The following is a 19,999-nucleotide window of genomic DNA, read 5'->3' as shown; positions in this document are numbered from 1 at the left end:
TCGGCTCGACTCGCCCCGTCCACGCGGCCCCGTTAAGGGTTTCGCATTACCAGTCAAAGCCTAGATCTTGTACATGTACTGGAACACGTCCTCGCGCTGGATGATGATCTGCATCCCCACGTCCTCGCCCACCTTCTCCAGGCGCTCCTGCACCGTGTTGAAGTCGGCGACCTCGGTGTCGAGCGTGGTCAGCATCGTCATGGAGAAGATGTCGTCCAGGATGGTTTGGCTGATGTCGTCGATGTTCGCGCCGCAGTCGGCCAGCGCCGTGGCGACGGCGGCCACAACGCCGCTGCGGTCCTTGCCCAGAACGGAGATGACGCACTTCATAGGTTGGTTCCTTTCCTCTTGCTCGGTTAATCCCTGCGGGCGAATATGAGCGACAGGGCCTCGGCGCGGGTGGCCTGGCTGCGCTCGAACACGCCGCGCACGGCGCTCGTGGTGGTTTTCGCGCCCGGCTTCTTCACGCCGCGCATGCTCATGCACAGATGCTCCGCCTCCAGCACCACGATGACGCCCTGGGGGTGCAACTGCTCGATGAGCGTGTCGGCGATCTGCGACGTCAGGCGCTCCTGCACCTGCGGGCGCTTCGCGAACACGTCCACGAGGCGCGCGAGCTTCGACAATCCGCAGATGCGCCCGTCGGCCGCCGGGATGTAGGCCACGTGAGCCATGCCGAAGAACGGCACCAGATGGTGCTCGCACATGGAGTAGAACGGGATGTCGCGCACCAGCACCATTTCCTCGTGATGCTCGTCGAACGTGGTGGCGAAGTGCTCGGCCGGATCTTGCTCCAAGCCCGCGAACACCTCTTGGTACATGCGCGCCACGCGCGCCGGCGTCTCGCGCAAGCCCTCGCGCTCGGGGTCCTCGCCCACGCCTTCTAGGATGAGCCGCACCCCCGCCTCTATTTTCGCTGCGTCCATAACCGTCTTTCCTCGTCGTTGATCGAATGCATGATAGCACGACGCCTTGCGCCGTCCCGCCCGCAGGGGGCGTCGCGCACGGAATCGCCGCGTTCGGAAACGCACGCGACGACGCAAGGCGCAAGGAGCGGCGAGGCGAGCCGAGGCAGATCGCGCCCGAACGCGACTACAGCGCCAGCTCCAGCCCCACGGGGCAGTGGTCGCTTCCGTAAACCTCGTCGTAGATGCAAGCGCTTTCGATCTTCGGCGCCAACTCGTCGCTCACCAGGAAGTAGTCGATGCGCCAGCCGGCGTTCGTCTGCCGCGCCTTGAAGCGGTAGCTCCACCACGAGTACGCGCCCGTGACGTCGGGATGCAGGTGGCGGAACGTGTCCACGAACCCTGCGTCCACTAAATCGGTGAACTTGCCGCGCTCCTCGTCGGAGAAGCCGGCCTTGCCGCGGTTGGGGCCGGGGTTCTTCAGGTCGATCTCCTGGTGAGCCACGTTGAAGTCGCCGCACATGACCACGGGCTTCGGATCGGCCGTCCGGCCGGGCTCGGTGAGCGGCAGCTCGGAGATCGTGGGATGGCCCTCGCCCGGCGCCGGCTGCTCGAACGGAACATCGGCCGGCAGCACGCCCTCTTCGAGCCCCTTGCAGAAGTCGCGGAAGGCGTCGTCCCACTCCATGCGGTGGGCGATGCGTGCCAGCTCGTTTTGGGCGTTCGGCGTGTAGACGTCCACGAACCAGAAATCGGGGAACTCGAGCGCCACGACGCGGCCCTCGGCGTCCAGGTAGTCGCTGCCCAAGCCGTGCAGCACCTGCAGCGGCTGCTGCTTGCTGAACACGGCGGTGCCGGAGTAGCCCTTTTTCTGGGCGTAGCTCCAGTACTCGCGGTACTGCGGCAAGTCGAGCGTGGCCTGGCCTTCCTGCAGCTTAGTCTCCTGCAGGGCAACCACGTCGGCGTCGAGCTCGCACACGATGTCCTCGAAGCCCTTCTTCATCACGGCGCGCAGGCCGTTCACGTTCCACGAAACAAAACGCATGGGCGCTGCCCCCTTTCATGCGCCGCTCGCAAACGGCGCCTTCATGTTTGCGACCAAGTATAGCGGATTGAGGTGCCTGTTTGCCGCGTGCGAAACGGATCTCGAAAGGGTCGGAAGGCCCCTCGCGTCCGCCTGGAATGGAAACGCGCCGGGAATACGTTGGGTGCGTGCAATGTCCGTGCAAGGTATAGATGGTCAATGCGTTAGGTCTGGGCAAGGTCGGGACGGTTCCGCGACGGCTCGATTACGGTCGGTCTGCAAGGTCGCGGCTGTAGGATGGATGCACGGACGCGGAGGCGGCGCGGTGCCACATCCCTTCCCACCTATGTTCCCTCTTGAGGGGCCTTACGGAGGGAGGTGGCAGCCATGACCGATTTGGTTTTGATTTCGGCAGTGCTTCAGCTGATAGCCAGTGCGGTGTACCTTGCCGCGGTGATACTGGAGCGGCTCCCGGCCCGCAAGGACAGGGAGCCGTAAACAAGACCAAACCGCCGAAGCGATTCGAGGGTCGTGGGGAGTTCACAGCTCCCTGCGGCCCGCCCGCATTATAGCAAACGTAACCGCTTCGTGCCACTTATAGCAGCGCGGAAACCTGCTTGCTTCCCTAAAGCGACCAACCGAAAAGGTTCAGGATGCCCGCACGTCTCGCCGATTCCCTCACTTGTGATACGGCTCGCCCCGCGATATCTTCTGGGCGCGGTACAACTGCTCCAGCAGCACGACGCGGGCCAGGTTGTGCGGAAGCGTGATGGGGCCGAATGAAAGGGTCTCGTCCGCACGCGCGCGCACGGCCTCGCTCACGCCGTCGGAGCCGCCGATGACGAACGATATGTCGCTTGCGCCCCCCAGCTTGAGCGCGTCGATGCGCCGCGAGAAGCCCTCGCTCGAACGCTCTTTGCCATCGATCGCCAGCAGTATCACGTGCGTTGCGTCGGAGAGGACCGCAAGGATCGCGGCGCCTTCGCGCTCGCGTGCGGCATCGATGCCGCCGACGCGCGCAGGGTCGACGTCGGCGACCTCCTTCACGACCGTTTTCCCGTACGGCTGCAGACGCTTGAGATACTCGGCGCAGGCGTCCGCCCAGAACCGCTCCTTCAGCTTCCCCACCGCCACCACCGTGAATTTCATGAACACCCCGTTCGCTTCCGTTGCGTGTCCCACCATCATACCGAAAAAGAGAGAGGGCTCCTCTCCATCGCGCAAACCGCCCAAAGCGAACAAGAAGGCCGGGGCTTCGTTTCGGAGCCCCGGCCAACGTCTACCGTGCCTGGAAAACCTAAGCAGCATGTCGGCCGCCTGCGCAAAGGGGGCCTGGCGAAGGGCCCCGGCAGCCGCAGGGGCTAGTCGGGCAGCACGATACCGAAATGTTCCTCAAGCAGCGAGCGGAACTCCTGTTCCGACGCGATGATCCTCGTCTCCTTGCCCTCGGGCGTCGTCCGCACGAACTGGTCCTTGGTGATGGAGACGTTCCCGTCCTCCGTGCGGCGGTTGACCATCCTCCACTGCGTGAACACGGAATCGGGGTGCGTCGAGCAGTAATAGGAAAGCGGCACGCAATCGGTCAGGGCCGCCGGAGCATCCAGAAGGGCGAACACCGGCGTGGAGGCGACGGCCTCCCCGCGCTCCTTTGCGGCCGCGAGCTTCGCGGCGGTTCCGCAGTAGATGACGTGCCACCAGCACGAGTCGTGCAGCTCCACGCGGAACACCTGCCCGCGCGACTCGAACTCCGCTCCGTCGACGAGGGGAATGGCGCAGGCTGGCGTGGGTCCGCCGTAGCCGACCTCGGCGATGTAGCGCCGCCCGCCCACCGTCGCGATGATGCCCCGATGTAGTATGGGGTACACGTAGCCGCGATCCTTCAGGCTGCGCCCCAGGCACGTCATGGTCTCGACCCCCGCGTCTTTGAGCAACGCGTCGAACAGCGCGTTGAGCTCGAAACAGTAGCCTCCCCGCTTGCCCGCAATGATCTTCTCGAACAGGTCCGGTATGCCAAGCGATATGGGTCGGTGATAATCGCAAACATCCAGGTTCTCAAAGGGGATGCTACACTGGTGCGCGAAGATGATCCGGTCGAGATCGTCTTTGGCGAGGGGCGCCTCCGGTCGGTCGATGCCCAGCTTTTCCCAGTACCGATCGACATCTGGCAGATCTTCGTACAGCTCCTCGTACATCTAACGCCCCTTTCGACAAACGCCGCACGGCCCTTACCATCTTGGGTCCGACGACGATCCCCTTGCCATCGTAGGGTCATTTTACGGCGGAGGGCCGGGGGCTCGCTTCCTTCCACAGGGTCTAATAGTGCCGACAGATCGGTCCAGAAGGCTGAATTTCACCAACGGGCCTTTCGACCTCGTTGGAAGCCGAGCCGTATCAACAAAAGCTGTCGAAACGCACGTCATCTGCAACCCCTACGTTTATCCACCGCTGGGCCAATACCCGATCGTCCTTGCACCCTTGCACCCTTGCGCCCCTCGAGGGGAAGCGGCCCCGGATGCTCCGTCGCTCGGCCAAGAGGGTTGCTCGAGCCGGATTCCAGAACGCTCCCGACAGCCCGAAGTCGACCCGAAGGCGTGCGTCGACGGCGGCTCTGCATGGAATACCACCGTCCGCTGTCAAACCGGAATCGGCATAGCCCAGGTCGGCCCGTCCCGCGAAAACCTCGCCGGCGGCTCGGAAGCCCTCTTCGGCCGTCGGCCGGGCCCCCATCCCGCCCGATCGCAAGCCGTCCGATCGGGAAAGCGGCGCGCGGCGGCGCATGCCGATTCCGGTTCGGCGGCGGATTCTGTCGATCGCGGTCAAAAACGCCGGAACTGCGTCGCTCCACCGGCCCTTGCAACGCCTTCCGATTCCCGACGATCTCGCGAGCAGGGAAAACGCGGATCAAGGCGCCGCCGAGCGTCCTCGCGAGGCCGCGCGGCGACGAACAACCGTCAAAAACGGCCGCGAAAGCCGGAATCCGCCGTCAAACCGGAATCGACATAGGCCCGTTCGAGGCTGCATGGCGGCGGATCGCCATCAGGCGCGACGCGGGGGCGTGTCGATGGTGGCTTAGCAGCGGACGACCCGAAGGCGTGCATAACCTGTCCGTTGGCGCACGCCCGATCGGCCTTGCGTCAACGTCTATTGCACTCCCCGTTAAAAACGACGCAGTGGGAAGGGACGGGGACGTTTTTAAGCTGGGTGCGAAGCGTTGATCATGCTGATCTCACGGCATCCGGCCGCCTCGTGGGAGAACTTTGCAAGAGGGCCGCCGCCATCGCGGCCGCGCACGCCGGGACAGCCCGGGACGGCACTACCCTTCCCAGTCGGCGCCGAGCACGACGAGGAAGTCGCCCTCGAACGCGTACTCGCCGTTGTTCTGCTGGGCCTTGCCCACACCGATGGCGTTCGCGATCTCCCTGGCCTCGGTGGCCTGGTCGCCGCGTTCGTACACCACGATGGTCTGCGAGTAGTCGAAGCTCTCGGCATTGCCCGTATCCACGGTGTAGCCCAGCGCTTCCAGCTTCTCGGCCGCCTCGGCCCCTGCTCCTGCCAAGCCGTTGCCGTTCTTCACCGTAACCGTGCTTGACTTCTTCGTCGTGGAATCGGAAGACGAGGACTGCTTCTCCGCGTTCGCCGCGCCCGATCCGGTGGTGGCGAGCACGGTGCCGGACGTCTCGTCCACCTCGTCCTCCTCGGTGGGAGGCAGGCCCTGGTCGACGCGCGACATCATGGTCTTCCATGCGGCCGTGTCGAGGTACTCGTACCAGCCCCCGTTGATGTAGGCCGACGTCGTGGGCTCCATGGCCGTGTAGATGTCCTTTTCGGGATCGAGGCCGCGCAGGCCCGCCGCGATGGAGAGGATGTCGGCGATCTCGAAATCGGTGGTCACGTACTGGGAGAGCGCCTGCACCGAGCTCACCATGGTGGCGGCGTCGGACGAGAGGATCTTCTTCGCGATGGCGGAGAGCACGAGCCGTTGGTTCGCCGCGCGGTAGCGGTCGCCGTCGCCGAACTCGTCGTAGGCGTGGCGCGCGCGGCATAGGATGAGCGCCTGGTCGCCGTTGAGCGTTTGCAGCCCTTGGGCCACGTAACCGCCCGCGTCTTCGTCGTCGATGGTCATGGGCACGTCCACCTCCACGCCGCCCAACGCGTCGACGATGTCTTTGAAGCCGTCAAAGTTGATTTCGGCGTAATGGGTGATGGGGACGCCGGCCAGCTTCGAAACCGTCTCCACCGTGTACGCCGCGCCGCCGATGGAGTGCGCCGCGTTGAGCTTCTGCTGCCCGTTCTCGCCCATGTCGACCAACGTGTCGCGGTGCAGGGACACGAGCGTGACCTTCTTGCCTTGGGGATCGATGCGCGTGAGCATCATGCTGTCGGAGCGGAACTGGTCACCCGCGTACTCCTCGGACGCCTCGCGGTCGGAGGATCCGTCCGTTCCCATGAGCAGCATGTAGAACGGGCCGCCGTCATAAGGTTGAGAGGCTTCGGCCGCGTTGAGCGCGTCGATCAGCTCTTGGTCGAGGCCCGCGTGCAAATTGTTCGACACGGTTTGGTAGTAAGCGAACGCGGCACCCGCTCCGCCCAAACATAGCACCAGAGCCACGACGACGGCCACGAGCGCGATGCGCTTGCGTTTGGCGCGCTTGCGGCGTTGGGTGTACTCGGCTTGGGAGACACGCCGCGCGTAAGGGCTGCCGTCGTCGCGCGCTTCTCGCCGGGCTTCGTCGCGCGTGCGCGCGGTCGACCGTCCGTAAGACGACGGGTCGAACGAATCGCGGCGCGTGTACGCACCGTTGCGGGAAGCCTCGTCGGAACGACCGTCGAGACCGATGGAGTCGGGCGGTCGGCGGACGGGGCGGCGCTGATTGCTTCTTCTGCTGCTCATAACCATCTATTCTGACAAGCGTTCCGCAAGGGGGCAAGGGCTGAGCGATGTTTCTAAGAAAAAGCCATAGGCTCGTTCCCTATCTCGGGTTTTGGCGTTGTTTTGCCGTCTATGGCACGGACGGCTCGACGCAACGAGCCCGGCTACCCCACGTTCAGCCGCTGGCAAACGTACCCGTTCGCCGCGTTCTCCACGGAATCGTCCAGTTCGCCGAGGGCGGGGGCGGGCAGCCCTGTGCGCCGCGCCCGTCGCTCGAGCGCGCGCGCGAGCAGGGCATCGGCCACTTGGGGGTTCTTGGGCAGCAGGGGTCCGTGCAGATAGGTGCCCACCACGTTTCGATAGAGCACGCCGTCGCGCTTGTCGTCGTCGTTGTTGCCGTGGCCCGAGGACGAGACCACTTCGCCGAACGCCTGCACGCCGGCGCCGAGGTGCGTGCGCCCCGCATGGTTCTCATAGCCCACGACCGGGCGCGAGGCGAGCGGCGAGCGCAGCACGATGTTGTCGATGAGCCGGTTGCCCGACCCGCCCGGAGCGCGCTCGGTGGTCATGTCCACCAGGCCCAGCCCCTTCACCACTTCCTCGCCGAGAAGCCACTCGTGCCCGAGTATCTGGTAGCCTCCGCAAATGGCCAGCAACACGCCGTCGTCCTCCACGAAGGCGTGCAGGTCGTCTCGCATGCCCATGAGGCCTTCGGAGGCGAGCCGTTGCTCGCGGTCGGGGCCGCCTCCCAGGAACACCAGGTCGGCCTCTGCCAAATCAACCTGCTCGCCATGGTTCACGCGGCGAACCTCCACGGGGATGCCGCGGTCGAGCGCGCGGCGCTCGAGCACCTTCACGTTGCCGCCGTCCCCGTACAGGTTGAGCAGGTCGGGGAACAAGTGCACGATGACGAGGGGGGATGCGGTCGGGTCGGCCTGCGCGCGCGGAGACGACACGCCGTCGGGAGCGCCCGTAGGGGCGGCCTGCTGGCCGCCCGCGGAATGCGAGAGAGGAGCGTTCGTCGCGGCGGACGCCCGGTCGGGAGCGTTCGATGCGCTCGCCGCATCGTCCACGTTGTCGGACGACGTTGCGCCGGGCGGGCAGCAGCCCGCCCCTACGGAGGCCTCCGGAGTTGCAGGTTGGTTGGATGCCGCAGGCGCGGAGGGTGTCGGAGTTGCAGGCTGGCTGGGCTCTGCGGCGGCGAGCCTTCCCAGCTCCGCGTGCACGGCGGGCAGCGCCGTGTAGTTCGCGATCACGTAGGCGCGCGTCGAGACAGGGGCGTCGCCCAACCGCGCGAACATGCCGGCCGCGTCGTCGACGAGCGCCGCGTCCAGCCCTGCGTACTTCAGGCGCACCTGCACGTCGTTTTTGCGGATGCCTCCCGCGAACACGTGCAGGTCGGCCTTGGCGGCGAGCTCCTCGAAGTCGATGTCCCACAACCACGACACGTCGCGGCCGTCGCCCTCCTTGTCGTTCACGAAGAAGGCCACCGCCTTGGGGCCTTCGTCCTGCAGGATGATCTTGATGTTCTGGTTGAAGCCGGTGGGGTTCTTCGCCAGGTTGAGCAACGTGCGCCGGCCCTCCACCGAGAACTCCTGCAAACGCCCGTTGCGCGGGTCGAATGCGTCGACGGCACGCTGCAGCGCCCCGGATTCCACGCCCACCAAATCGGCCGCCGCCCAGGTGGCCAGCAGGTTGTACACCATGTACGCGCCGCTGAAAGGCGCCTGCAGCCCGGCGTCGTGCTTCGGGCCCCGCGCGGCGAACGCCAGCCCGTCCGCACCCAGCCGCACGTCAACGGCTTCGCAGTCCAGCGCGGGGCGCGCGAACCCGCACGTGGGACAACTGTAAGAGCCCAGCTGGCCGTACTGGCGGAAGTCGTAGTCGAGCATGGTGGCGCAACGTTGGCACATCTGCGCGTCGACCACCGTGTTCTGCGGGAGGCGCAGGTCCTCGCCCACGCCGAAGGCAACGGTGGGGTTGCCCACGCGCTCGGCAATGGCGGCGCACAGGGGGTCGTCGGCGTTGAACACAAGCGTGGTGTTCGGAGACGTCGCCAGCGCGCCCGCGATGCTCTCCTGGATGCGATCGATCTCGCCCACGCGGTCCAGCTGGTCGCGGAACAGGTTCAGCAGCACCACGTAGTCCGCCTGCAGGTGCGGCAGTATCTTCGCCAACCACAGCTCGTCGCTCTCGAACACGCCCCAATCGGCTTCCTTGGCGTGCAGAAGCGCCGTGGCCACGCCGGAATCCAGGTTCGCGCCCGTGCGGTTGCACACCACACGCTGTCCGGCCGTCTCCAGCGCGTCGGCCAGCAGGTTCGTCACCGTGGTCTTGCCGTTCGTGCCCACCACGCACACCGAGCCCTTGCGCAAGCGGGGAGCGAGGTCGGCGATGACGCGAGGGTCGACGTACAGGGCGATTTTCCCCGGGAAATTCGCGGCGGGACGGTGGAACACGTGCTTCAACCCCCACGTGGACATAGCGCTGACGGCGCGCGCGCAGGCGAACTGCAAGCCCATGAGCAATCCTTTCGGTTCGAGTCGCGCCCCAGTATAACCCTTTCGCCCGACGCGTCCGAATCCGCCGCGAACCGCCACCGCGTTCCCTCCATACAAATTTCAGTAGAACGCCCTTCGAGGCCTTCTTGGTGCTGGTTTGGTAGTGCTATGGTGTTAAATTGCCGACAAGCATAAGGCCATTCGCAGCGGAACGGCTCCGCACGGGCCTTTTACCACCCGTTTTCCGATAGAATACGCAGGAGACGATTAACGGCAGGCACGTGGACGTTCGATCGCCATGGGGGCGGAAATGCACGATAACTACGGTGAACACCCTGAGCGCAGCGCAAACGGCGGGCCGATGCCCCGGCCGGACGGTCGAGCGCGCTCCGACGACGGGCGCGGCGGCGCCTCCGGAGGCCGCCGGAGTCGCGAGAGCGGTGCCTTCGCAAACGGCAACGGACGCAGCTCCGAACGCGGCGGCGCGGCGGCGCCGGGGGAGCGCGGTGCCGGGCGCCCGGTGTCCTATCCTTCTTCGCGCGGTGGAGGCAGGCCCGCCCACTCTGGGCGAATCCCCCCGCAGAGCTCGGGACGCCTTCCTCGGCAGGGTTCGGGACGCGTCTCCCAGCAAGGCAGGAGCTCGCGCTACGCCTCGACGTCGGGAGCGCAAGCGCGTCCGCGCCGGGCGAACGACGCCTCATCCGTCCGCAGCCGCGACGCGCACCCGGCTCCCGGTCAAACGCCGTACCAAGACCGCGACCGCTACCTGCGCATTTCCCAGAAGCCGGAACGCAAGGGCCGCCGCTTGGCCGGCGTGCTGGTCAGCCTGGGCGTGGTGGCTGCCGTCGTGCTCGGCGCAGTGCTGTTCGTGCAGAGCCTTCCCGCCAACATCACCCTCAACGGCGCCAGCGTCGAGGTGCACGGCGGCAAGACGCTGGCCGACGCTCTGTCCGCCAGCGGCATCAAGCCCCAACCGGGCGACCTCCTCGCCGTGGACGGCAGCGTGCTGGAAGCCGGCAAGGGGAAGCCGTTCCATGCCACGGTGAACGGCGCGGTGGTGGAGGACTTGGACAAGAAGCTGGCCTCGGGCGACGTGGTGGAGATCGGCAACGGCGGCCCCATCGAGGAGCCGTCCGACGCCGTTGAGCAGGCCGTGCCCTGGACCGTGACCGCCGAGGGCACGGGGGCTATTCACCTGATAGAGGGCGAAGGCAAGGACGGCGTCAAAGCCACGAAGACCGGCCACCTGTCCGGCATCACGGCCGAACAGGTCACGCAGGAACCAAGCAATCTCGCGCGCCGCAACGTCACGCCGAACGTCGGCGACGACAAGGTCATCGCGCTCACGTTCGACGACGGCCCGTGGGGCAACCAAACCGGCGAGGTGCTGGATGTATTGGCCTCCAACGGCGCAAAGGCCACGTTCTTCACCGTGGGCGATCGCATCGAACGAGACGACGGCGCCTCGTTCGTGAAGCGGGCGGCCTCCGAAGGCCATCAGGTGTGCACGCACTCCTACGACCACGCCTCGGGCAGCGGCCAGAGCGTGAACCTGGGCTACATGACGCCCCAGGAGCAGGTTGCCGAAATAGAGAAGGGCTACGCCGCCATCGAGGCCGCGACCGGCACCGAGGCCAGCCGCATCTTCCGCGCGCCCGGCGGCAACCTCGGCGAGGACGTGGTGAAGAACATCGGCCCGCTCATCAAGGCCGAGATCGGCTGGAACATCGACTCGGGCGACTGGCGACGCCCGGGACCTCAAGCCATCGTCGACGAGCTCATGGGCGCCTGGCCGGGCGCCATCGTCCTCATGCACGACGGAGGCGGCGACCGCTCGCAAACCATCGAGGCGCTCAAAACCGCCCTGCCCCGCTTGAAGGAGCAAGGCTACCGCTTCGTCACCATCGACGAGCTCATGCAATACCCGCTGTCGTAACCGTTGCCTTGCTCGGCGATTCTCCCCTACTCCCCCATACGTGATATTGCTATAGTGGAGCGATCGGGTCACGAGGCCGCGTGCAAGCGACCGGGAGCGGAAGGGATCGCAGTGGAAATCGCACAGCTCGGTTCGCAGGGGGCGCTGCGCCATGGACGTTAGCCAAATCGTATCCGTCGCCGTGTTCGTCGTGGTCATGGCGGCCATTATGACCGAGAAGCTGCACCGCTCGCTCGCGGCCATCGTGGGCGCCATGGTGGTGCTGGCGCTGCACGTGCTCTCGTTCGACGCCGCCATGGAGCACATCGACTTCAACACGCTGGGCGTGCTCTTGGGCATGATGCTGTTCGTGTCCGTGGTGAAGCTGTCGGGCATGTTCGAGTTCCTGGCCATCAAGTGCGCGCGCCTCGCCAAGGGCGACCCGTGGAAGGTCATGCTCCTGTTCGTGCTGCTCACCGCCGTGCTGTCGGCGTTTTTGGACAACGTGACCACGGTGCTGCTCATCGGGCCCATGACGCTCACCGTGTGCAAGCTGCTCGACGTGAACCCCATCCCGTTCTTCATGACCGAGATACTGGCGTCCAACATCGGCGGCACCGCCACGCTCATCGGCGATCCGCCCAACATCATGATAGGCTCGGCCGCCGGGTTCACGTTCTTCGACTTCATCGTGTACGATGCGCCGGCCGTCGTGGTGATCCTTGCCGCGGTGCTCGTGGTGTTCTACTTCCTGTACGGCCGGAAGATGCACGTGAACGACGAGCATCGCGCGCAGATCATGGAGCTGGACGAGCACGCGATGATCAAGAACAAGCGCCTGCTCAAGCAGAGCTACGTCATGATCGGGCTCGTGGTGGTGGGCTTCATGGCCCACGGAGCGCTGGGGCTGGAATCGAGCGTCATCGCGCTCGGCGCGGCCGGCATCATCATGCTCATATCAGGCGAGAGCATCGAAGAGGCGCTCTCGCAGGTGGAGTGGACGACGCTCGCCTTCTTCGCCGGCCTGTTCGTCATCGTGGGGGCCATGGCCGAGACGGGCGTCATCGAGATGCTGGCGCACGCGCTCATCGGCGCGACGGGCGGCAACGTGTTCGTCACCATGCTCGTGCTGCTGGTAGGGTCGGCCGTCATCTCCAGCTTCTTGGACAACATCCCGTTCGTCGCCACCATGATCCCCATCCTGCTAGCCATGGAATCCACCGGTATGGATGTCACGCCGCTGTGGTGGGCCGTGTCGCTGGGCGCGTGCCTGGGCGGCAACGGCACGCTCATCGGCGCGAGCGCCAACGTGGTGCTGTCCGACATCAGCAAGAAGCACGGCCACGAGATCACGTTCGTGCAGTTCTTCAAAACCGGCTTTCCCATCATGCTGCTCACCGTGGTTATCGCGGGGCTGTACCTGGTGGTGCGCTTCCCGCCGGCGTAGAGTCATTGGCGGAGCTTGCACGACGTCATTCGCCATGATGCGGATACCTTCGTGCGGCGCGGGTTTCGGTTCGTGCGAAAACCCGAATCGCCAAGGCTGCTAGATTCAATCGATTGATTGCCCCTTATTTCAGGGAAATCGCTCGATTTCGTCAGTTTTTGCTAAAAAATGACGTTTGTGAACGACTTTTTGATTGAATTAATATATATGTAATAACATCATTATATAAAACTCCTGGTGAACAAGCTACCTTTTTAATTATCCTCTAATATGATCATGCACAAACGTTCTTTTTTAGCAAAAACGCGAGTCGAGCGGCGTTTTAAGGCGGCAGCGCTTTCCACGCGCAGTCGACGAGACGTCGACGCAGCTTCAGCGATAGCGCCATCACCCTTCCGCCACGTATTCGGCGGGCGCTTCTCGCATGTCGGGCATCCCACATCGGACGGTCAAGAAATCTGAGGATTGCGCGTCGACCTCTTGCAGGTGGAAGCGCCTTTCGGTATACTTCATTCTCGCGCTTCGTAAAGAAGCCGTTTGCCAACGTGGCTCAGCTGGTAGAGCAACGCACTCGTAATGCGTAGGTCAGCGGTTCGAATCCGCTCGTTGGCTCCAGAAAAAGTGCAGGTCAGATGGTGAAAGCCGTCTGACCTGTTTCTTTGTTCTCGGGCGGTTTTTCGGCCGGGTAAAAAATCGGGTCGAATTCTCCGAAAAGACCAAATCCACCGTAAGCACACGACAGAAACGTCCTTACAGGCCGCTGAGGCGCTCAGAGGCTTGACGCCTGGGTGCGTTAAGCCTCTGAGCGCGATATCTGCGGTCGCGCGAAACACGACCACGGTAAATTGACGGCGCCTACAGCTATAAATCTTCCTGGGCCTTTTCCAGCAAAGCGGCCCTGTCTTCATCGCTGTCGAGCACATGCATCTTGCGGTGGCAATTCGGGCACAACGCAACCGTGTTTTGCACGGAGTCCGTTCCTCCTCGGGAAAGCCACTCCACATGATGGCATTCCAAATACGCTTCTCCGTTGGGCCTCTTAAAGGGCGCCGCCTTTCCGCAAAGCTGGCAAACACCGTGCGCCCGTCGTTTCGCATATTCCGCGACATGCGGGTCGCGAACGTACTCTTCAGATATAGCCCTGCGTCGGCTTGCCTTTCCGGTGCCTTCCGAAACGAGGGAGGCAAGCTCCTCGTTCGTCTTCTTTCTTGCCCTGCGGTCCCTTTTCTCAAAAGTTTCTTTGATAAATTTCTCCGGGACCGCGCCATCGCTTTCCATAAGCTCAAGCGGAAACACCCACACTAAACGAACGTTCCCTTCGCGGTCCTTTTGATGCTCCCGAAAAGGCTCGTCAATCAGATGGACTCTGCCGCGATAGAGGTAACCAACGTTTTCAAAGAACTCGAAGAGATGCACCTGAACCCCGTTTGTCTGAGACTCCTTGAGGGTGAGGTTCTGCCTGTCCATCTTCTGATCGCCGACTTGGCCCATCCCCGTGTAATACAAAACATCGTCTTCCCAACGATCCTCGTACACGACGTCAGTAGAATGCTTGCTGATCAAACATAAGGTTCCCGTACGCCTCGAGCGGCACATCCCGCTTTGGAGGCTGCAAAGGAACTCCTCCTCGATCTCGGCGCCAGTCACGATCTTGCCCACTTCGAACGTGGTTTTAAAGTTAAGGAAGAAGTCCTTCGTTTTTTCGGCTATCTCTATATCCGCAGGAGCTAGCTCCTTGAGCTCCAGCGAAGACAGGTCCGTCCATTCATACCGATCATGGACGCGCAGCTCAAGGTCGTCCAGCGTGTGGGGTTCGAATAGAAGAGCGCGCAAAAGGATCTCGCTTCCATCCTCGCAAACGCAGCGAGATTGGGCAATGAACCTCCTAGCACGCCCAAGCAGACCGAGCTCCTCTTTGAGCTCGCGTTCAAGGCATCGTTGCTCGGTCTCGCCTTCTTCAATCTTTCCACCGGGGAATTCCCAGAGCCCGGCATGCGGTCTTCCAGGCCCACGCCTGGCAAGGAGCACTTTCCCTTTCTTTTCTATGACTCCAGCGATTACTACGGTAGGCATCGCGGCTCTCCTTCGCGAGGTTGGTGAAGATAGGCCAAATTGCTTGCCATGGCCCGTATGGATGACGATTGTTGTCTTGAATGGTCTCTCAACGTATTGTAAACCTTCGGTCGCGCTTCGGAAGCATCCCGCCATAATGCGCTTCAGCAGCGCCTCCTAAGACCGGGCAGTGCTTCTTCCGTCTTTCTTCAAAACTATCTCGATCGCATGCTTGGTCGAATTGCCGGGGCGTCGTCCCGCAACCCAGAAGGCCGGCACGGCAAAAACTTGTCTGGCATTCCAAAGCCCACCGCTTCAGGCGCGATGCGAATGATGGTGCTTGCGGCCGCGCAGGGCGGTGAGGGCGACTGCGAGGCCGGCGGCGCCCACCACGGCAAGGGAGCCTATGCCGGCCTGCAGGTTGGCCAGGTGCAGCATGGGCACGCCCTGCAGGACGCCCAGCGTGTACGGCATGAGCCAGAACAGCCACACCACGATGCTGAACGTGTGGAAGCGCTGCTTGGCGCGCTCGCTGCCCCGAACGTAGGTGACGGTTGCCCAGGTGGCGTGCGCGGCCATGAGCACGATGGCGAGCACGCCGGAGGCGGCGTGCATTCCCAAGGCGGCATCGCCGCCGTTTTGCGCCATGAGCGTCATGATGGTGGTGCCCGTCGTGTCGAAGGCGAATCCCGTCCAGAACAGGACGAGGTTGCGCTTCGTGAGCGAGTGCCGACGCTCGTCGAACACCCCGATGGTGTAGAACACGAGCGCGAGGCTGATGGTGGCCGTCGCCAATATCAATTGAATGGACATGGTAGATCGCTTCCTTTCATAGGGCAGGCTCTGGGAGAACAGGCCTTGGTCGTGATTCTTTGCTTCAAGATGAACATTGTTCACTTTTCTGAACGGCGTTCATTATAGCGGTGGCGCCGAAGAATGCAAGCGCTTTATGAACATTGTTCATTTCATGGCGTCATCGCCTTGAGAACAGGCACGTGACGCCCGCTGCGTCATGGAGTCGGGGATGGTACCATCGTCGCTTCCCGATGCGAGGAGCGCGCATGAAACCGTACTACGAAGGTTGGTACATGAAGCAGCAGCAAGGAGACGACGTCCTCGCCGTCATCCCCGGCCGCGCTCAAGACGAGGCGTTCATCCAGGTGGTCACGGCGAGCGGCGCCCGTTACGTGCCCTACGCGCTGGAGGACTTCCGCCTGACCAAGAACCGCAGCATGCGAGTGGGAAGAAGCCTGTTCTCGCCGCGCGGCATGATGCTGGACGTGGACGCGCCGGGCATCCGCCTCTCCGGCCGCCTGCTCTACCGCGAGCTCGCCCCGCTGCGCTCCGACATCATGGGGCCGTTCGCCCTCCTTCCCATGGAGACGAAGCACACCGTGTTCAGCATGAGGCATCGCGTCGACGGACAGGTGGAGCTCGATGGCCGCATGCTGCGCTTCGACAAGGGCAAGGGGTACATGGAGGGCGACCGCGGGCACAGCTTCCCCCGCGGGTACACGTGGATCCAAAGCTGCGACTTCGACTGCGCGGCCTCGGTCATGCTCGCGCTGGCCGAGATACCCCTGGCCGGCGTGTGCTTCACCGGCTGCATCGGCGTGGTGTGGATCGCGGGAACCGAGCACCGGTTCGCCACGTACCGCGGCGTGCGCATCGTGGAAGCGAACGATGCGCTGGTGGAAGTGAGGCAAGGCGACATGTCCCTGCGGGTGGAGCTGCCGAAGGCGGAGGGGCATCGTCTGCAGGCACCAGCTCAGGGTTCCATGGAGCGGCCCATCCGGGAAAGCCCCGCCGTGCCCGCGCGCTTCCGCTTCGTCAAAGGAGGGCGAACGCTTCTCGAAGCCGAAGCGTGCACAAGCTTCGAGCTGGTAACGCCCTAGGCAGCCCCCTCCCTCCGTCGGCGCGCCCGAAGCGGCGCACGGCAACCGGCGCCTGCTTCACCGGCGGGCCCCAACCGCAGCACCCCGACCGTCGCATCGGAAGCGGCCCACGGCACCAGGCGCTGCTGCTATACTGGACGCAACATGATCGAGCGCCCGCAACGGCGCCTGGCGGAAAGGGGCTGCGTCCATGCTTTACGACAACATCCTGGTTCCCTACGACGGATCGGAGTCGGCGCAGGCCGCGCTCGCGGAGGCCGTGCGCTACGCACGTGAAGACCCGGGAGCGGCGCTGCGCATCATCCAGATCGTCGACACGGAGCAGCTGGTTATCGAACGGCTGGAGAAGGAAGGGCGCAACACCACCGACGAGCTGTCCTCCGTGCTGCTGCACGCCCATTACGACGAAGCCGTGAACGAGGCCGACGCGGCCTTGCACAAGAAGATCGACCGCCTGCTCAAAGGCCTGATGAACGAGATAACCATCGAGCTTCTGGAGGAAACGGTTCCCGGCGAGCAGATCGTGGCCTACGCCGAAGACCACGCTTGCGACCTGATCATCATGGGATCGCGCGGCCTGGGCGCGCTGCGCGGCATGCTGGGCAGCGTGAGCAGCCACGTGCTGCGCCAAGCGAACGCGCCCGTGCTGGTGGTGAAGCAGCGCACGGAGGGCTAGTCGGAGTCCCCGCCGTCGTTTCGGCACCCGATGACCCATGTCCCAAAAGGGAATGATCCCTTTTGGGACGCATGAGATCCATCGACGCCTGTGCCGGCCCGATTCTCGCTTATCCGTGCAAGGCGACGGCGTTGATGGTTTGTCGACATTCTCGTGCTATGCTCGGCCTTTGAGCGCCCGCAGGCAGGGCGAACCGATGCCACGAAGGAGCGCGCGACCATGACCGAACGCGAGCGCGAGCGCCAAACGACGCTGCTCGTCGCCGACGACGAACCTGAAATCGTTGAGATGCTGGCCGAGTACTTCACCGGTCGGGGTTTTCGCGTGCTCGAAGCGGGCAGCGGCCAAGAGGCGCTCGAGCAGGCCGCGCACGCCCCGGACCTCGTGCTGCTGGACGTGGGCATGCCCCTCCTCGACGGATTCGAGGTGTGCCGCCGTCTGCGCGAGCACCTCACCTGCCCCATCCTGTTCCTCACCGCGCGCGTGGAGGACGTGGACGCGCTCGAGGGCTTCGCCTGCGGTGCCGACGATTACGTGCTCAAGCCGTTCTCGCTGGCCGTGCTGGGCGCGCGCGTGGACGCCCATCTCGCGCGCGACCAACGCCAGCAGGTGAAAGCCGAAGTGCGCTTCGACGGCGACGTGGCCGTCGACTACCGCACCCGCACGGTTGCGGTGGCGGGCGCACCTGTAGACTTCACGCGTCGCGAGTTCGACATCGTGGCGTTCCTGTCGAAGCATCCCGGCCAGGTGTTCGACCGCGACCGCATCCACGAGCGCGTGGGCGGCTGGGAAAGCGAAAGCGACTCGCAGGTGGTCACCGAGCACATCAGGCGCATCCGCAACAAGCTGGCCGCGGCCGGCGTCGAGCGCGATCCCGTGGAAACGGTATGGGGCATGGGCTACCGGTGGCGCGCATGAGAAAGAACCGCTCGGGTGCAGGGCCGCAGGCCGCAACGGCAGCGAGCAGCCCGCCGACGACGCCGAACGCGGGAACGCCGCCTGCCGGGGCGCCCGTCGGGCGAACGCCGGGTAGGCGCCCCGGGCGCATCGCCCGTTTGCGCGAGCGGTGGCGCAACGCCTCGCTCAAAACCTCGTTCATGGTGTACATGCTGGCGTTCCTGCTGGCCGCGCTCGTGCTTTCCACCGCGACGGGATCCCTGTTCGGCGGTTTGCAGAACGAGGTGACCGCAGATGCCTACGAGGTTTCGGGCCTCTACCTCTACGACAAGGACGCCGACGCCCTCGTGCCCGCCCGCACGATCGAGATGTCGATCGACGGCAGCTCGGCGTTCGTGCAAACGATGCGCAACGGCATGGAGTCGATCGCCCGGGAAGACCTGTCCGCCGAAACCGGCGTCACGGACGCGAGCGACTATTCGTTCTCTTCCAGCTCCTCCGAGTCCGGCTCTTTCGGGCCCGGTTACGGCGAAGCGTCGAGCGAAGGAGGCTTCGGCTCGGACGTTACCGTATCGAACCTGCCCGCTTACGACGCATGGGCGCGCGAGCAGTTCGACGCGTGGCTCGCCGAAAACCCCGACAGCCCCTATGCCGCGTTCTTCTCGTCGGAAAGCGCAGGCGACGGCTCGACGGAGGGACTTATGACGTCGGCCGTCGGCTACTACCTGAGCACGCCGCCCTCGCCGGGCGCGCAGGCGCTCAACACCCTGTTCGGCCTGTTGTCGTTCCTTATGTTCCCCCTGTGGTTCGGCGTGTGCATCTTCGCCGCAGCGCGCCGGTTCTACCGCATGCGTCTGGCTCCCGGCCTGACCGTCCTGGACGATGCGGCAGCCAAGATAGCCGACCAGAACCTCGACTTCACCGTTTCGTACGACCGCGACAACGAGCTGGGTCGGTTGGCCCGCTCGTTCGAGACCATGCGCGCGTCGCTGGCCGAGTCGCAGCGCGCGCTCTGGCGCACGGCCGAGGAGCGCAAGCGTCTCAACGCCGCGTTCGCGCACGATCTGCGCACGCCGCTCACTATCCTGAAGGGCAAGGTGGAGCTGCTGGACGCGCGCCTGCAATCCGGCAACGCGTCTCCCGAGCAGCTGGCGTCTTCCGCGGCCTCGCTTTCCGTGCAGGTGGAACGCCTGGAGCGTTACGTGGCGGCGATGAGCGGGCTGCAGAAGCTGGAGGACCTCATTGCCGAACCGACCGTGCAGCCGTTCGATGCCGTGGCCGGCGCCGTGGACGACATCGGCCGGGCGCTGTGCCGCAGGGAGAGCGAAGCGCCGGAAGGCGCAGGCAACCCGGACGCAATCCACGCCGAAGCGCAGGCAGAACGCATTGACTTCGCGCTTTACGTCAGCGCGCGCTGCGACGTCGGCCGACCGGCCCTCGCCGTCGACCGCTCCCTGGTGGAGGAAGTCGCGGAAAACCTCGTGGGCAACGCCGCGCGTTACGCCGCCGGGCGCGTCGACGCTCGGCTGGACGTGCGCGACGGCTTCCTCGTGCTCGCAGTGGAAGACGACGGACCCGGGTTCTCGCCCGAGGCGCTGGCGCAGGGTTGCGCGCCGTTCTTCAGCGAGACGCCGTCGAAAGACCACTTCGGTCTGGGTCTCAACATCGCCGCCCTGCTCTGCGACAAGCACGGCGGAAGCCTGAAGCTGGACAACCGAGCCGAGGGCGGTGCGCGCGCGACGGCGTACTTTGCCGTGAATTTTCCTGCCGTTGACAAGCGGTAGATATTTGCCCCGTAGCATCGGAAGCGTACCGAA

The 19,999-nt window shown here is 64.5% G+C and carries 15 protein-coding genes and 1 tRNA gene; 7 read left to right on the top strand and 9 right to left on the bottom strand.

All coding sequences use genetic code 11. The annotated features are described in order from the left end of the window. Positions 1 to 60: 60 nt before the first annotated feature. The 7 genes from C1878_RS00695 to C1878_RS16785 form a co-directional block, all read right to left on the bottom strand. Entirely contained in the window at positions 61 to 330 is a 270-nt protein-coding gene (locus C1878_RS00695; RefSeq protein WP_114599793.1) for an ACT domain-containing protein, read from the bottom strand. Between the two features lie 26 nt (positions 331 to 356). Next, positions 357 to 926, bottom strand: a complete 570-nt coding sequence (folE, locus tag C1878_RS00690; RefSeq protein ID WP_114599792.1) for a GTP cyclohydrolase I FolE — start codon at positions 924 to 926, stop codon at positions 357 to 359. A 166-nt stretch (positions 927 to 1,092) separates the two neighbouring features. Continuing rightward, the gene (locus tag C1878_RS00685; protein ID WP_114599791.1) at positions 1,093 to 1,950 is read right to left on the bottom strand and encodes an exodeoxyribonuclease III; all 858 of its coding nucleotides are present in this window, start codon (positions 1,948 to 1,950) and stop codon (positions 1,093 to 1,095) included. A 657-nt stretch (positions 1,951 to 2,607) separates the two neighbouring features. Continuing rightward, on the bottom strand, positions 2,608 to 3,078 hold the full coding sequence (gene rlmH, locus C1878_RS00680; RefSeq protein ID WP_114600098.1) for a 23S rRNA (pseudouridine(1915)-N(3))-methyltransferase RlmH: 471 nt from the start codon (positions 3,076 to 3,078) through the stop codon (positions 2,608 to 2,610). A 212-nt stretch (positions 3,079 to 3,290) separates the two neighbouring features. Then, positions 3,291 to 4,121: an arylamine N-acetyltransferase gene (locus C1878_RS00675; RefSeq protein WP_114599790.1), complete on the bottom strand. Its 831-nt coding sequence runs from the start codon at positions 4,119 to 4,121 to the stop codon at positions 3,291 to 3,293. A gap of 1,121 nt (positions 4,122 to 5,242) precedes the next feature. After that, entirely contained in the window at positions 5,243 to 6,820 is a 1,578-nt protein-coding gene (locus C1878_RS00670; protein WP_199519256.1) for an LCP family protein, read from the bottom strand. Positions 6,821 to 6,963: 143 nt separating this feature from the next. After that, the gene (locus C1878_RS16785) at positions 6,964 to 9,321 is read right to left on the bottom strand and encodes a MurT ligase domain-containing protein (protein ID WP_241963546.1); all 2,358 of its coding nucleotides are present in this window, start codon (positions 9,319 to 9,321) and stop codon (positions 6,964 to 6,966) included. Between the two features lie 793 nt (positions 9,322 to 10,114). Here C1878_RS16785 and C1878_RS00655 point away from each other — a divergent pair. The 3 genes from C1878_RS00655 (at position 10,115) to C1878_RS00645 (ending at position 13,277) form a co-directional block, all read left to right on the top strand. Continuing rightward, positions 10,115 to 11,236 (top strand): polysaccharide deacetylase family protein, encoded by a 1,122-nt coding sequence (locus C1878_RS00655; protein ID WP_241963577.1) that lies wholly within the window; start codon positions 10,115 to 10,117, stop codon positions 11,234 to 11,236. A 151-nt stretch (positions 11,237 to 11,387) separates the two neighbouring features. Next, entirely contained in the window at positions 11,388 to 12,662 is a 1,275-nt protein-coding gene (locus C1878_RS00650) for an ArsB/NhaD family transporter (RefSeq protein WP_114599788.1), read from the top strand. A 539-nt stretch (positions 12,663 to 13,201) separates the two neighbouring features. Further along, positions 13,202 to 13,277: transfer RNA gene (locus tag C1878_RS00645), tRNA-Thr, on the top strand. A gap of 246 nt (positions 13,278 to 13,523) precedes the next feature. Here the strand turns inward: C1878_RS00645 and C1878_RS00640 are convergent. Both C1878_RS00640 and C1878_RS00635 read right to left on the bottom strand, forming a co-directional pair. After that, a complete protein-coding gene (locus C1878_RS00640; protein ID WP_158539641.1) occupies positions 13,524 to 14,735 on the bottom strand; it encodes an NUDIX domain-containing protein in 1,212 nt (403 codons plus the stop codon). A gap of 294 nt (positions 14,736 to 15,029) precedes the next feature. Next, complete coding sequence (locus C1878_RS00635) at positions 15,030 to 15,527, bottom strand: HsmA family protein (RefSeq protein WP_114599786.1); 498 nt, start codon at positions 15,525 to 15,527, stop codon at positions 15,030 to 15,032. A 248-nt stretch (positions 15,528 to 15,775) separates the two neighbouring features. On the opposite strand from C1878_RS00635, the gene C1878_RS00630 reads away from it, so the two are divergent. The 4 genes from C1878_RS00630 to C1878_RS00615 all read left to right on the top strand — a co-directional run bounded on the left by C1878_RS00630 (position 15,776) and on the right by C1878_RS00615 (position 19,966). Next, positions 15,776 to 16,609, top strand: a complete 834-nt coding sequence (locus tag C1878_RS00630; protein WP_114599785.1) for a stress response protein nst1 — start codon at positions 15,776 to 15,778, stop codon at positions 16,607 to 16,609. A gap of 190 nt (positions 16,610 to 16,799) precedes the next feature. After that, positions 16,800 to 17,285, top strand: coding sequence for a universal stress protein (locus C1878_RS00625; RefSeq protein ID WP_114599784.1), 486 nt, complete (start codon positions 16,800 to 16,802; stop codon positions 17,283 to 17,285). Positions 17,286 to 17,504: 219 nt separating this feature from the next. Next, the gene (locus C1878_RS00620) at positions 17,505 to 18,203 is read left to right on the top strand and encodes a response regulator transcription factor (RefSeq protein ID WP_114599783.1); all 699 of its coding nucleotides are present in this window, start codon (positions 17,505 to 17,507) and stop codon (positions 18,201 to 18,203) included. Beyond that, positions 18,200 to 19,966, top strand: a complete 1,767-nt coding sequence (locus C1878_RS00615) for a HAMP domain-containing sensor histidine kinase (protein ID WP_114600095.1) — start codon at positions 18,200 to 18,202, stop codon at positions 19,964 to 19,966. The genes C1878_RS00620 and C1878_RS00615 overlap by 4 nt, the downstream gene beginning before the upstream one ends. Positions 19,967 to 19,999: the final 33 nt, after the last annotated feature.

The organism is Gordonibacter sp. 28C, from assembly GCF_003339845.1.
In the GTDB taxonomy this organism is placed as follows: domain Bacteria; phylum Actinomycetota; class Coriobacteriia; order Coriobacteriales; family Eggerthellaceae; genus Gordonibacter.
The sequence above is the reverse complement of the archived record's forward strand: the minus strand, read 5'-3'. Positions and strand labels throughout refer to the sequence as shown.

Coding starts and splice junctions, on each gene's coding strand:
- C1878_RS00695 (WP_114599793.1), bottom strand. CDS start 330: ATGAAGTGCGTCATCTCCGTTCTGGGCAAGGACCGCAGCGGCGTTGTG.
- folE (WP_114599792.1), bottom strand. CDS start 926: ATGGACGCAGCGAAAATAGAGGCGGGGGTGCGGCTCATCCTAGAAGGC.
- C1878_RS00685 (WP_114599791.1), bottom strand. CDS start 1,950: ATGCGTTTTGTTTCGTGGAACGTGAACGGCCTGCGCGCCGTGATGAAG.
- rlmH (WP_114600098.1), bottom strand. CDS start 3,078: ATGAAATTCACGGTGGTGGCGGTGGGGAAGCTGAAGGAGCGGTTCTGG.
- C1878_RS00675 (WP_114599790.1), bottom strand. CDS start 4,121: ATGTACGAGGAGCTGTACGAAGATCTGCCAGATGTCGATCGGTACTGG.
- C1878_RS00670 (WP_199519256.1), bottom strand. CDS start 6,820: ATGAGCAGCAGAAGAAGCAATCAGCGCCGCCCCGTCCGCCGACCGCCC.
- C1878_RS16785 (WP_241963546.1), bottom strand. CDS start 9,321: ATGGGCTTGCAGTTCGCCTGCGCGCGCGCCGTCAGCGCTATGTCCACG.
- C1878_RS00650 (WP_114599788.1), top strand. CDS start 11,388: ATGGACGTTAGCCAAATCGTATCCGTCGCCGTGTTCGTCGTGGTCATG.
- C1878_RS00640 (WP_158539641.1), bottom strand. CDS start 14,735: ATGCCTACCGTAGTAATCGCTGGAGTCATAGAAAAGAAAGGGAAAGTG.
- C1878_RS00635 (WP_114599786.1), bottom strand. CDS start 15,527: ATGTCCATTCAATTGATATTGGCGACGGCCACCATCAGCCTCGCGCTC.
- C1878_RS00630 (WP_114599785.1), top strand. CDS start 15,776: ATGAAACCGTACTACGAAGGTTGGTACATGAAGCAGCAGCAAGGAGAC.
- C1878_RS00625 (WP_114599784.1), top strand. CDS start 16,800: ATGCTTTACGACAACATCCTGGTTCCCTACGACGGATCGGAGTCGGCG.
- C1878_RS00620 (WP_114599783.1), top strand. CDS start 17,505: ATGACCGAACGCGAGCGCGAGCGCCAAACGACGCTGCTCGTCGCCGAC.
- C1878_RS00615 (WP_114600095.1), top strand. CDS start 18,200: ATGAGAAAGAACCGCTCGGGTGCAGGGCCGCAGGCCGCAACGGCAGCG.